Origin of the sequence: Aquamicrobium sp. NLF2-7 (genome assembly GCF_022359935.1) — a bacterium.
GTDB lineage: Bacteria > Pseudomonadota > Alphaproteobacteria > Rhizobiales > Rhizobiaceae > Mesorhizobium > Mesorhizobium lusatiense.
This window is the reverse complement of sequence record NZ_JAKSED010000012.1, coordinates 1-13,179: the sequence shown is the minus strand read 5'-3', so window position 1 is coordinate 13,179 and position 13,179 is coordinate 1. Positions and strand designations below refer to the sequence as shown.

5 protein-coding genes and 9 pseudogenes are annotated in these 13,179 nt (G+C 58.5%); 4 read left to right on the top strand and 10 right to left on the bottom strand.

The features are described 5' to 3' along the window. Positions 1–217 precede the first annotated feature (217 nt). Positions 218–1,365, top strand: a pseudogene (locus tag MIC97_RS25065) (tyrosine-type recombinase/integrase). 352 nt (positions 1,366–1,717) lie between these two features. Here MIC97_RS25065 and MIC97_RS25185 read toward each other — a convergent pair. From MIC97_RS25185 to MIC97_RS25045, 5 genes and pseudogenes are all read right to left on the bottom strand, one after another. Next, positions 1,718–1,936 carry a hypothetical protein gene (locus tag MIC97_RS25185; RefSeq protein WP_275592598.1) on the bottom strand — a complete coding sequence of 73 codons (219 nt, stop codon included), beginning with the start codon at positions 1,934–1,936 and terminating at the stop codon, positions 1,718–1,720. A gap of 58 nt (positions 1,937–1,994) precedes the next feature. Beyond that, positions 1,995–2,890 (bottom strand): annotated as a pseudogene (gene repC, locus MIC97_RS25060) (plasmid replication protein RepC). A 270-nt stretch (positions 2,891–3,160) separates the two neighbouring features. Further along, a complete protein-coding gene (gene repB, locus MIC97_RS25055) occupies positions 3,161–3,913 on the bottom strand; it encodes a plasmid partitioning protein RepB (protein WP_239802568.1) in 753 nt (250 codons plus the stop codon). A gap of 289 nt (positions 3,914–4,202) precedes the next feature. Then, positions 4,203–5,418, bottom strand: a pseudogene (gene repA / locus MIC97_RS25180) (plasmid partitioning protein RepA). Between the two features lie 1,016 nt (positions 5,419–6,434). Continuing rightward, a pseudogene (locus MIC97_RS25045) lies at positions 6,435–6,785 on the bottom strand (MarR family transcriptional regulator). A 623-nt stretch (positions 6,786–7,408) separates the two neighbouring features. Here MIC97_RS25045 and MIC97_RS25035 point away from each other — a divergent pair. From MIC97_RS25035 to MIC97_RS25025, 3 genes and pseudogenes are all read left to right on the top strand, one after another. Next, a pseudogene (locus MIC97_RS25035) lies at positions 7,409–8,080 on the top strand (lytic transglycosylase domain-containing protein). A 7-nt stretch (positions 8,081–8,087) separates the two neighbouring features. Continuing rightward, positions 8,088–8,393 carry a TrbC/VirB2 family protein gene (locus tag MIC97_RS25030; RefSeq protein WP_094538764.1) on the top strand — a complete coding sequence of 102 codons (306 nt, stop codon included), beginning with the start codon at positions 8,088–8,090 and terminating at the stop codon, positions 8,391–8,393. Further along, positions 8,390–8,728: pseudogene (locus MIC97_RS25025) on the top strand (type IV secretion system protein VirB3). Before MIC97_RS25030 ends, MIC97_RS25025 begins: the two are co-directional and overlap by 4 nt. A gap of 395 nt (positions 8,729–9,123) precedes the next feature. On the opposite strand, the gene MIC97_RS25020 reads toward MIC97_RS25025, so the two are convergent. From MIC97_RS25020 to MIC97_RS25000, 5 genes and pseudogenes are all read right to left on the bottom strand, one after another. Continuing rightward, positions 9,124–9,603: a type II toxin-antitoxin system VapC family toxin gene (locus tag MIC97_RS25020; RefSeq protein ID WP_239802567.1), complete on the bottom strand. Its 480-nt coding sequence runs from the start codon at positions 9,601–9,603 to the stop codon at positions 9,124–9,126. Then, complete coding sequence (locus tag MIC97_RS25015) at positions 9,527–9,706, bottom strand: hypothetical protein (protein ID WP_275592599.1); 180 nt, start codon at positions 9,704–9,706, stop codon at positions 9,527–9,529. Before MIC97_RS25015 ends, MIC97_RS25020 begins: the two co-directional genes overlap by 77 nt. A gap of 708 nt (positions 9,707–10,414) precedes the next feature. After that, positions 10,415–11,335 (bottom strand): annotated as a pseudogene (locus MIC97_RS25010) (hypothetical protein). Positions 11,336–11,355: 20 nt separating this feature from the next. After that, a pseudogene (locus tag MIC97_RS25005) lies at positions 11,356–12,245 on the bottom strand (zincin-like metallopeptidase domain-containing protein). Positions 12,246–12,629: 384 nt separating this feature from the next. Then, positions 12,630–13,179: pseudogene (locus tag MIC97_RS25000) on the bottom strand (hypothetical protein); the annotation flags it as partial.

Here is a 13,179-nt window from a genome sequence, read left to right as displayed (position 1 = left end):
CTCGCGGCTGTCGTGAGTTCGTGGCCCGCGTCCAGGCCGGCAGTCGGGCTGACCAGGAGGCAGTCGTAATGTGGTGAGCAAGAAAGAATCCATGCGACGGAGCGTAACTCATGTGCGCGCTTACACCATCAGAATCGTTTGAAACCGCACGGCTCGTTCGCCGATTAATAACGTCCGATAATCTTGCATTATCGGACGTTTTTGTCATTATAGAGAAATGGCCCAAATCGTCGAGCAAAACACCGAAAATCACGTCGAGGAGACCTCAGCGCCGTCTCTCAGCCCGGCGGCTGGGGCGTGATGTTTCCGCGCTGGAGGTGTCAGGCGCAAGCCCCCTCTCCTCTCTCGCCGGCGGCGACGAGACACCGGCTCATCTCGCCAGCCTCGCCGATCGCGCTCGCGGCTATGTCCAGGCGGCCAGTTCCGCCAACACGCGCAAGGCCCTACGAGGGCCGACTGGAAGCAATTTTCGGCGTGGTGCAGGCGCTCCAATCTGGCCCCCCTGCCCCCGCATCCGCGAACCGTCGGACTATTACATCACTGCCTGCGCTTCCGGTACGGCTGAACGAGGCGCAAAGCGAACTCCGTCTCAACCATCGAACGACGCCTCTCCTCGACTCTCCTGGAACTATGCCCAGCGTGTGCCTTTCGCTCGATCGCAAGGACCGGCATATCGCCACAGTAATTGGCCGGAGGAATCCGCAACAGCCACGCCAAGCCACCCGTCCAGAAGGAAGCTGTCATGGCTGAAGACATCATTGCCATTGCCATGTAGAGACGCTCAATCGCGGCTCTCTTCGCGGCCTGCGAGATCGTGCAATGTTGCTCATTGGCTTTGCCGGAGGTCTCGTCGCTCCGAGATCGTTGGCCTCGATCTGAAGGCCGACCAAACTGAGGACGGGCGCGGTTGGATCGAGATCCTCGAAAAAGGGATGCTTATTACCCTGCGCGGGAAAACCGGATGGCGAGAGGTCGAGGTCGGACGCGGCTCGGCCGATGCGACCTGCCCAGTCGTGGCAATCGAGACCTGGATCAAGTTCGCCAAGCTGGCACATGGCCCACTCTTTCGCCGCGTGAAGGGGCAGGGCAAGGCTGTGGATCTGAGCGGCTGAATGACAAAGAGGTTGCCCGGCTAGTTAGTGGCGGGCTGCAATGGCTGCGGGCGTTCGCGGTGATCTTGGCGAAATGGAGCGTACCCTCAAATTCTCTGGTCATTCACTGCGAGCTGGTCTCGCCTCTTCGGCAGAAGTCGATGAGCGATACGTGCAGAAGCAGCTCGGTCATACTAGCGCGGAGATGACTCGCAGATATCAGCGACGACGCGACCGCTTCCGCGTAAACCTGACTAAGGCTTCCGGCCTCTAGTTCGCCCATCCGCTCGCGTGAAAAACCCACAGTATTATGCCATACAGACCTGCGAAGACTCTCGCTTTCCGTACCGCTCACAAAATAACCGCACTATGCAAAACCCGCCCTGCAGCCCGTAGTCTCGGCATGACCGCAGTGCTGACCGCAAGGGCCGCAGAATTAAATAGTTGACAGTATCCGCGCTGAACCTGCGGCGTTTCAAACCGTTTGGTTTTGACCGCACGGCAGCACTTATCTCATGGGACGTTACTAGGCCCACAGTTGCCCAATGCGCCAACCAAGATTTTTGGCTATCGGTCATGTTGTCGGATTTCGCTTGTGCAAGCTCTTCAGGAGCGACTCCGACACCTCAAGGCGTGGAGATGATGCAGAAGTTGTTGCTTCGGCAACTGGCGCTCGTTTGCTTGCGTCCAGTTTGGCTCGCAGCAGTGCCATCACCATCGGCCAGGTAGAGAATTTCCCTTCCCGTGCCTTGTCTGTCAGGCTGCGTAGATACCCCTGCGCTAGTGATCTGATCCGTACGTTCATAGATCGCTGCCACCGCGATTGCCGCCTGAATCTCACCCATGACCGTTTGGGCATCCCGCCAAGCACTTGGGCTGATGCCGAGCATCGTCCGGCCGAGTTCAGCGGCTGCTAGAAAAGTCCCGCCAGTGACGAACTTCGCCCGACTGAACAAGTCCCAGCAGGTTGGGGCATGCATCCAGCACGATACTCAACGGCAAATCTCGTTTCGGCAGACTTCGGACGTTGTCGGTTTCCGCAGCGCCGCCATCCGCTTCATTCTTTTCTCGAATGCTTGGTTCAGATTCAAATATGGATTCGGGATTTGAATTCTGTATGTGGCGCTCAGAATGAGACTCATTGGCGTTCGTATTTTCTGTTTTTGTGAAGATTCCAATGCCCCACGTATCTCGGCATGAAGTTCCGCCAGTTGCTCGCAGATGCCCTCGATGGCTTGTCTCGGCGCGCTGCGAGGCAGATCCGAGATGATTGTCCTGTAGGTTTGAAGCACTCTGCCCCAGTTGCCTGGCACGCCCCTCTTCAATCCCCATATCAATCATTTTAACGATATCGCGCCTCAGCAGCGTCAGACGCTCTCTGGCGATGCGGAACGCCTTCTTCTCTGCTTGCACGGTCTCTGCGAGTTCACGGAGCTCGTCGGCGCGCGCGATGATCGGTGAAAGGTCGAAGCCATAGGCCTGTTCAACATCCCCTGCCCTGCTTCTGCGTGCAAAACGTTTGCCATTCGGACTGTCGCGTCGAATGATCAAGCCGCATTCGACTAAGACGGCCAGATGGCGCCGAAGCGTCGCCGGTGAAATTCCATTGGCGCGCGCCATCAGCTGTTCGTTCGACGGCCAAACGATAAGTTCCCTTGGGCCGACAGCTCAGTCTCGCGGTGGAACGACAACAACGCGTTGAGGATCGCCAGTGAGCGATCCGTCGCTCCAAGCAGCTCCCGCGCTTCACGAATGTGCTGGAAGACCTGCCACTTGTTAGCGGTTGCCTCCTTAGGCATGGCCTTTGCGGTCGCTTGGCTCGCAATCTGGCCGAGCGTTAGCGTTCGCCGCCCGAAGGGCGTCGTTGAGATATGCGTCTGCATTGTCTTCACCTATCGCTAGGCAAAAGAAATTAGCTCACCGGAACGACGTTTTCCGTCGCGGACTCTTGACTGCGATTCGTGGAAGTGCGATTCTGGGTGCTAACTTGGAGAAGGGCTTCCGAACGCCGGTTTGGGGGCCTTTTTCTTTTGCTTCGTTTCGATCTCCTGCTTTTCTTTAGTTCGTGCCTATCCGATGCTCTTGCGGTGCTCCGCGTAGAGCCGGGGGACCTCGTTCAAGACGAATTCGGCAAACTCTGGCGAGACCTTGCGATCGACGCTGAGCGTCACCTTCTGCCTTGTTTGAGAAATTTTACCAACTTCGTTGCCTTGGTGAGTGACAGGCACCTCATCCTTCGAAGAAAGCGTGCCGTCCTTGAGAGCTTTAGCGACGGTCTCGAAGCGCTCTTTCGACTTGAGGAGCTCGAATTCGGGACGATTGGCGACGCTCAACGCGTGCTTCACTTGCTGTTTGTCTGATGCCAGCGTGTCTGCCAATGCGATCCAGTTTCGGCGACCGACACCATGCGCAGGGCCGATGGCATCGACCAACTCCCCGGGTATCTTCGCCGCCACAGCCAGCATATTGGAAAGATCACTCTTATAGATTGCCAAGGCCGACATAATCACATCACGCGGAAACTGCTTTTCAAGCCGCTGGGCGAAGCGAACTTTCTCGATGTAGGAGAGGTCTTGTCGCTCGTTGTTCTCCTGCCCCTGCGCAATCACCAGTTCCTGGTCGGACATCGACCTGACGACAGCCTTAACCGGCCGCGCCAGCGCCACCGCAGCGCGCAGTCGGCGATGACCAAATGCAACTTGATATTTCGCACTGTCGTCGGGATGGGGCCGAACTAAAATCGGAACTTGTTGTCCCTCGCTTCGGATTGAGTCCACAAAGCCACGAAAGGCTTCATCGTCGGACACCATTCGGTCTGGGATAAACGAAGGTTCTACATCGGCCGTATCGAGTTCGACGATTATCTGCCCCGAGAGGAGCTTCTTTCAATTTCATCCGCTCGCTTCGAACGCTCGCTGAGTTCACCGAGGGACTGACCTAGGGCACCAACCGGCGTGGAATCGATGGGATCGGTCAGATCAGGTGAACCAATAAGGGGACGCAGCCGTGACGGCCGGCGCTGCCCTTGCTCTTCTGGCGAAGCGGCAGTCTCTGTCTCGCGACTTTGATCCGCCGGCTTATGCGACAGGTTACCAAAGATCTGCTTCCGACTCATGCCGCTCTACCCCATGCTTTCTTGATCAGGGTCTCAATCTCAGCATTTACACTCTCTACCGACTCCAACGCTCTGTCGTAGGTTGACCGTGTGAACTGACTTCTCTCAACCTCGAAAATAGTTTGGTTGGTAAGACCTGCGTCCGAAATCGCCGTGCTTTTGAGCATCGGATGATTGAGGACGTGGTCGCCAAAAATCGAACGCAAAAAGGCAACCATCTGGTTTTGCGGACCATCGCTCGGTTCAAAGCGAGTCACCAAGTACTTCATCCATAGATATTGCGACGATGCTCCTGCCCTGCTGATTTCTTCAAGGAGATCGCCTGTCATAGCCAGGAACTGTCCCATTGACATCACGTCCAGCATCTGGGGATGAATGGTTATCAGAACCGACGTCGCAGCAGTCAGCGCTGACATCGTCAAAAATCCCAGCTGCGGTGGGCAATCGATCACCACGACATCGTAAAGCTTTTGGACTTGTGAAAGCGCCTGCCCGATGCGTGCAAAGAACAGAGTGTCCCCTGGGGCGCGAGTCATTAGGGCCTTTGGCGTATCGTGCTCAAATTCCATCAGCTCGAGGTTGCCCGGCACCAGATGGAGATCTGGAATGTAGGTTGCTCTCACGATCTCAGCGATCGGGCGCTTTTCACCGTCGTACCGGATCGCTCCGTAAAGCGTTTCGTTTGGGCCAACATCGAGTTCGGGTGATGTCCAAACAGCGCAGAAAGGCTGGCTTGCGGGTCGAGGTCGATAGCGAGGACGCGGTAGCCACGAAGAGCAAGGTACTGAGCGAGGTGGGCTGTCGTCGTTGTCTTTCCGGACCCCCCTTGAAGTTCATCACGGTGATAACTTGGAGTTGCTCAGAGCCGGAGCGCCATGGCAAGTACCGCTTATTTCCCCGCGTCCCACTATCCAGTGTTTTTCGAATCTCATTGATCGCATCGACTGAGTATGTACGGCGCCCCCCCGCAGAGACGTTACCAACGTCCGGCATTTCGCTCGCTACCTGCCGGAGATACCCCTCTGTGATACCAATAAGCTTTGCGGTCTCGGCCGGCGAAAAATTGCGAATTCCTTTTTCTGCGTGTGGCGGAAAAGTGCTTGCGTGGTGCGCCTGAAGTTCGGAGGACAGCGCTGCAGAATGACGCTGAATGAGCGTCTTGAGTTCATCGGTCACGTCAGTTGATTTTGGCGCTTCAGCAGTGGTCTCCATAAGGTTCTTCCATTCTTGCGGCAGTTGCGGAATATTTACGAGATTGCGAAAAAATCCGCAGGTAAGAGGACTATGCCCGATTCTCTCCGTTCTGCAACAAAATAAGGGTTAACGAGTTCTTAATGCCCTCCTGGCGGCGTCTAGGATTGCAGTTAGCCGCGGCTAACGGCTTTCTCGGACGCCGCAATGCGCTGTATTAGCAACTCGCTGACATCTCGTGTTTCGCTCGGTCCTTGCGTCAAGGCATCGATCATCATCGCTGAGGTGCAAGAGGATTATATGTGCCGTGTGTACGCCGCCATTCGGACGGCATCTTTGAAAACACTCGACCAAATGCCGGCGCCTGCAGCCTTTGCCCTGGCCTCAATCTCACGATAGCCGGGCGGAGGATGCTCCTGCGCCGGCACTGCCAGGACAAACATCCCCTCCTCCAGCCCAGCTGCTGCTATGTCCGTCCCATCAACGTAGCACTGAGCACGATACCCACCTCCTTGAAGAACACGCGTCGGCCGGCACTCGACCTTCCTGACCAATGTGCGAGAAGTGAGCCACGCAGTTGCCACTGCGCCACATGGCCAGCCCTCCAGCGTAATCCGACGCGCACCAGCCACCAACTTCACGACGGTGTTTGGCTTTACTTCATCTGTACTGCTCATCCCGGTCTTCTCCCGAAACGGCATGCAGGATCGTTCGCCGAAGTGGCGTATCGCCTTGACAGAAATTTTCGGGTTTGCGATTATCCAACATGTACAGTTGGGGTTCTCGCCAAAGAGCCCGATCACGAAATCCGAACTTCGTTGAACCAGCCTCGGAAGCGCCAACTTCCGGGGCCGTTCCGTTTTTGCCGTATAGCCTCTCCATCACACAGGTTTATCTACGCAAAACGAATCAGTAAGCCGCCAAAGGTCACTGAGTCGCCGTGCGAAGTATGCTTGCGCCATTAAGCGTGAGCAATACTGTGCGTTTTTACCATGTAATGAAAGTTTTCGTACGATCGATCTACCGGATTGGATCGGTCAGGCGCCGTACACGCCCTGCAGTTTTTCGAAGATTTCCGGCGCGATCTCATACTGCCGCGCCTTGCCACGACCTATGGACGTCCTCCCCAGGATTCCTTTAAGAGGCCTCGGACGACTAGTGGATCAATCGCTTCTGGGCCGCTTTCCTTGTCATTCCAGTCACTTCGGTGACATTGGTGATAGTCAGCGCGCGGTCCGCTTTTTGCAGCGTGTACAAAAGATTCATCATCCCGAGCTGGCGAAGACGCGAATTAGGGTCTCGTCCGGCAAGGGCTTTGACATGATCTCGTGCGTAGCCAGGGTCGCAAAAACCGTGTTGTGCCAGCGTTGGTTCAAAGGGCTTGGCATCTTCTTATCTATTCGTTATCGTGCAGTATGACAAGGTGGTAAAGCCTCGCAGGCGAATAGCCGGTCGGAAGGCAAACGAGGGTCTGAGCATGAAGAATGCAGTCATTCGGGCACTTCCGCTATTGCGATTGGTGTTTCATTGTACACGTTTTCGTCCCCCATTGCGCGAGCGGATGACTGGGGTTGCCAAGTTCTCCTTTGTCTTTCTAATCCAGGCGGCGCAACACAGTACGCCGAGTGCCGCCCCCCGATCGAACGGCTGTGGTCGCACTTAGCGAAAGGACGGTCTTTCTACCTGGCGGGTCGGTTTCACGGCAACGAAGCCACGGTATGAGCCGTACTATTGCGATGCCGGCTTCCGTCTCGTCACGCGCAAGATGATCGCGGCGTTGGCCAAATGGGATGCGTTTCCACCGAGCTACAGACAGTTAGTGCCGATCAGTGCAGCAACAATGGCAGCGGTCGCCATTCCGGCGCTGTTGGGGCCGGTCGATGGGATTTTTCGGACGGCAAGCGCGTTTGCAAAGCTTATGTGACGGCGCGCCGCATGTCCGCGAACAACCCCGCTACATCGACCTGACGATCGACGGCGCCAGGCCAAGCAACGAGTCTGGTTCTAGCCCATGCCGGTAGCCTTCCTTGATCTCGCCCAGCAATGCGCTCCGCAAATCGCCACGGAAACAATAGCCGCGGTCATAAGCGTCGAGAGCGGCTCACCCCTTCGCCATTCGAATCAACAACACAGACCGTCCGCTCGTCGAGCAGCCTAAAACCAGAGCTGAGGCGATAGAGACAGCGACTGCCTTGATCGCCGAGGGTCACGATATCGACTTGGGACTCGGCGGGATCAATTCTGGAAATCTGGGTAGGCTGGGTCTGTCCGTCAGCGACGCCTTCGACTTCTGCCTCAACATCAAGGCCAGCGCAGCGCTGCTTGACGGCTACTACCAAGTCGCTTTCAGGATGGCGCAACAAAGACACAGGCTGAAGCCGTCATGCTGCGAAGTTATTTTGGCAGTGGCGACCCCTCTGCCGGCGAAATGGTGGGTTACGACAAAAGAGTATTGGCGGAGCGAAAGCGGCTGTCCAGTCAACTCGCGACCATCGAGATTGTCGAGGGACAGGTGCAAGCGTTGCCCACGCGCGAAGGGGCAGGGGGCTCGTCAGCTTCAACAACTGGCGGCAGCTCGCCAGAGAAGGTTCAGCCAGGGTCTCAGATCCCTGCGCCGAGGTGGGATGTCTTCAATGCGGGGCGGCAATCCGTCCTCGTTTTTTCCAACGAGCAAAAGGAGTGATGAGCACATGACCCTAACGGCGCGTATCAGGTCGGCCGCGGCAATCGTGACAATGGCAACGGTGTTTTCGCTAGCCTTGATCGAGCCGAGTTTCGCCCAGGCAGGTGGCATCGAAAGCGTCCTGCAGAATATCGTCAATATGCTGACCGGCAACGTAGCGCGCCTGCTAGCAATTATTGCTGTGATCATCGTCGGCATCGCGTGGATGTTCGGCTACCTCGACCTGCGCAAGGCGGCGTTTGTCGTTCTCGGCATCGGAATCATCTTTGGCGCGACCGAGATCGTCAACATGATCTCAGGAGGAGGTTCATGAGCGAGAAGAATGCCCTCGAGGAAGATACGTTGTTCCTGGCCTGCACGAGGCCGGCAATGATCGGGGGCGTTACGATGGAGGCGATGGGGATCAACATGATTTTACGACGATCCTCTTCATCGTCGCCGGTTCAGTCGCCTATGCCTCGTCGTGGGCGTCGTATTTCATTTTATCTTCAAGGCGGTCGTCAAGCACGATCACAACATGTCCGCGTGCTGCTTGGTTGGATGGAGACCCGGGGGAGGGCGCGCAATACCGGGGTTTGGGGTGGAGCTAGCCTTACTCCGATGAAGCTCGTCCGGCGCTATGACGAAAGGGATATCGGCTTTGCCTAGCATCGCGATCGTCAAGAGCCGGGAGCTCGAACCGGAGACCTTCATTCCTTACACTCGCCACGTCGATGAAAGGATCATCGCGCTCGATTCGCGTGCAATGATGGTGATCAACCGCCATGAACCGGGGATCCTGCGGAAGGTCCGGGCGCTGACTTCGCTACACGCCCAGCCAGGCTGACCACGCGCTGAAATCAAGCTGCGTCTCTGGCGCACGATAGCAGGAAGGCGGCCGGCAACCGCGCATCCAGCTCTCGTTTCACACGGGATCAGCGTCCGAGAGAGAGACGTTCGTGCAGGGGGGGACACCCAGCGGCAGGCCTTGGTGTCCTATCGTTGACACGACGATCGACCGGACGGGAACGGGTGACCCGGATCGAAACGGAAAACGTCTCGCTTCAGGGGACCGCGGTGAGATCGGTCTGCCGGAACTCGTCGGCCGTGGCAAGAATTGGCACCGCGAAATATTTCGCGCATGCGTAATGCAGGCAATCGCCGAGGTTGAGACCATGGCGCCCGGAGCGATACCGTTGTGCGGCGGAGAGCGCCAGCTTTGTGGTTTCGGACGCGGGCGGCAGATCCCTAATTTCGATGCCGCGCTCGTCAAGAAACTCGACCACGATCGGCTCAACCTCGGATACGGCGAGAGCGAACTTGTCGGGGCGCGCAAGACCAAGGACCGCCTCCAGTACGGCGACCGGAGAGGTAAATGCACCCTTCCCGACGCGAGCGCATCGGAGACGCGCTTTGCTTCCGGCTCGTCGGACATCACGGCAATGATCGCGCACGCGTCGACGAACATTATTTCGATTCCCACATCTCGTCGAAGGCCTCGCGCGGAAGCGGCTTCTTCGCCGCCTTGCGCAGCGCCACCCCATGCTTCTCACGAAGACGCGCCGCGGTCTGAAGCGGGCTTTCGGCAAACACGGCGGCGCTCGATCGCCTCCTCATGGCGATGACGATCGCGTCGGTGATGCTCACACACGGCCATATGGGCGAACCTGCGCGTGAGTGCGTCCGCCTCCGGATTGTTGACATTGATCGGCATGGAGCCTCCATGTAGATAATTCTTCCAGAGAATGTAGATGCCCTAGTCTACATTCGCAAGGTCCCTGACTGGAAGGGAGCTGGCTCTCGTCTCGGGCGTCTAGCGCGAGAACAACGCTTCTCCGCGCTCCTAGGGCGGCGAGCGGTCGATGGACCTGGTGCGTCGCATTTCAGGATCATCGGACCGGCCCCATATCACCTTGCTTCGTCCCCGCCGCCCGGATCGTGAATCGGTCCCACTTCTCGATTGACCGATCGTGACCCAGCCGTCGAAGCGGTTGAGATTACCGCTGTGCAGGACCGAATCCTGATAACTGACGGCCCACTGGCAACCACGGGCAGCAGTGATCGCCGGAAAGACGAAGGATCGCCAAAAGACGGAGCCCGACACCGCATAGGTCGGGCTTGGCGGCGCAGAGGCGGGCGAGCTCGATCGCATCGTGCCGCGTAAGGCCGCCAACGCGCTCACGCATGAGTGTGTCGGCCGAGACAACGGCGAGCAGCTGGCCTTCATGGCGCAAGCCGTGGGACCAGCCTTACGTCGGGTGGCGGATTTCGCCCATCCTGTGTCCCCACAAAATGAGATGAGCGTTGAGCTCGTAGCGCGCGATAGGCTCGAATGTTATAGGCGTGGATCCGGGGTCATACACCGCACATGCCCTCGCACTCGTTCGGCCAGAGATCGAGTGGCGCGGGTCGGTGGCCGTCGAGAGATCGACGTCCTCGAGCGGAACGCATGATCGATGCAGGTAAACCTCGCCACGGATACTCCGCAGTCCGGTCGAAGGGACCGATCGACCTCGACGGCATCCTCCCAGGCCGCCGCGTCGCGTTCGCGCATCGATCGCCACATGGCGTTGCTGTGAAACGGGCAGCCGATACATGAGCTCTTTGGCGCATCGGGATAATCGTAGCGGCGCAACCAGGCGAGGCAGTCTCGTCGGCTCATGCGTTTTTCGATCAGCGGAAAACGCTTGATCTGCCACGCTTCGAAGCTCGGCTTCGCGCGAACAATCTCGTCCGTCGAGATGCCTATCCAGCATTCCACCACTGGAAAGGAAGGAGAGCGTTTGCGCGTCAAGTCCGCGAGCTCACGCACTTTCCGACGGATCGGGACAATTTTATAGTCAGTCGTGCATTGACGCCGGATCATGCCAATCGAGACCGTCTCACTCGTCGTCCGGCGGGTGGCGACTTCGATCAGCTCGCCTTCGTCGTTCTCGTCGAAGACAGGAACATCCGCACCCGCCGGCGTCACGGTCTTGGCGAAGGCGGGTATCGAGGCCAGCGGTTGCCTTGCCCGGCCGCGATCAGCTGCTCACGAATATTCCCGGCCGAGACGATATGGACCGGGAACACGGGAGAACATTGGGAGACATCAGCCATGCGAGATGATCGTAGACGGCCCGCGGTTCCCAGCCGGTGTCTGCAAAAATAGCGCAATCGGGCATTGGCCCGATCTCGCCATGGGCCGCCATCAGGGCGAGGGTGGTCGATTGCACGCCGGCGCCGAGCGAAAAGCGCGCGCAGGCGAAGCGGGGAAGGCTCGGTGCCCTCCCCCATGGTGTTCGGAGCGTGCAACATCATGCTGCCTCCGCGACCTGTGCCGCGCCCGGCTGGAGTTCGTGCATGTAGTTGACGGCGCGCTGGGCATGGGCAGCGCGGCGAAGATGAACCGCTTCTCGTTCTTGAGAATTTCAAGCCAACTCGCCAGGTAGCTCGCATGATCGGGCCTTGGCTCCAATTCGGGAACGATGCCAAGGTCGGCCGCCAAAAAGCAGCCGCCAAATCAGCCACGAGCTCCTCGTGCGCCCTGAAGGAGCGATCCTTGTGATAGCGGGAGAGGTTGCGATCAAGCCGCTTTTCCGAGCCGACCCAATGGGTTAGCTCATGTCCCAAGGTTGCATAGTAACTCGGCGCATCGCGAAAGCTCTCGAACGGCGGCATTGCACGATATCGAGCGCCGGATTGAAGAAGGCCTTGTCGCCACCGTGCCGGATCACCGCTCCGGTATTGGCAAAGAAGGCATCTGCGTGCTCGACCCGCTCCACCGGATCGTGCGCAGGCGCGGGATTGCCATAATACTGCGCCGGCAGGTCCTCGATCTGATCGGCGCAGAACACGGTGTAGGCCTTAAGGAAGGGAATGCCGCGCTCGACCTCCTCCCCCGCGCGCATCGGTTTCGGTGCGCGTGAAGCGGCTGGCGTAAACCACCATCGAGCCTGTCTCGCCCTTGCGGACATGTCCACCCAGCTCAACGCTCTGCTTGAACGTCATCCAGGTAGGCGAGACATAGCCCTGCGCCACACTCTCCGACCAGAGAAGCAGCGTATTGATGCCCTGGTAGGGCAGAGACCATTATGGCGCAGCGGCCGTGTGAGCGACCCGCAGTATCCCCGGCGTTCCAAGGCTGTCCAAGGACGAACGCCCTTCTCCAGATCCGCGACGAGCGGTCGGTGATTTTCGCGTAGATATCGACGCGGGGGTTTGTTTTCTTTCCTGCTCATTTTCCAAAAACCTCCATTCGAGGCCGCGCCAGTCGCGGCTCGTCAGCGCCGTCACGAGGCCGCACGGCAGGACCGCAGGTCCGCGAACCCGCAGATGAGCAATCGGAAAGAAGAGAGATGTCGCAGGAGGGAGGGGCCGAAACGCAGTGAAGGACGGCGCAGCCGTTTCGCGGACGAGGACCGGAGCAGGACCAACATTCGTGACGGCCGCGACTGGCGCGGGCCACAATGTCTATTCCTGGTGTTAGGTTTGGATCATGAAGACATGCGCGAAGAGGGCCGGCGTCCACAAGGACACCAGCCTGATTGGGTAGGAAATCGGGCGGAGCCGAAGCTCCGCCCGTTGGCGATCAGCCAAGTGCCGCCATCTGGAGATCGGCAGCATGCCGGCTGGACGTTCTGGCCGGGGTTCTCGACCTGGCGCTCGTAGTGCTTCCAGCTTCGCCGACGATGTGCTCGTAGGCAGCAATGGCACCCTCGGCCGCCATGCGCAGGGCGTGCGACTGAAGACCCATGTCGGCAGCGAACTCACGCTTGCGCTGCGCGTTGCTGTCGAAACCGACCGGACCGTCGAGGTCCTCATCGCGGATGTCGTTGGCGAGCTTAGCCGTGGCATCTTTCGCCTCGGTTACGGCCTTCGAGTAGAACTGGCCAGCTCCGTAGGCGGAGCCGACATAGGAGCCGACGATCCGCTGCAGGTGGATTTGCATAGCCTTGTCGGAAAGCCCCTCGGAGAGGGTGTCGGCGCCTTCAATCAGGCTGCGCTGGTGGAACTCGCGGATGCCGTCGCTGTCGAGGACAGGGAGGCCGAAGCTTTCGAGATGAGGGAGGCCTGGTTGCCATCCGCGGCAGCAGAGCCGGACCATTTCGAGGGTCGTGCCCTTGCGGAGGGCGACGACG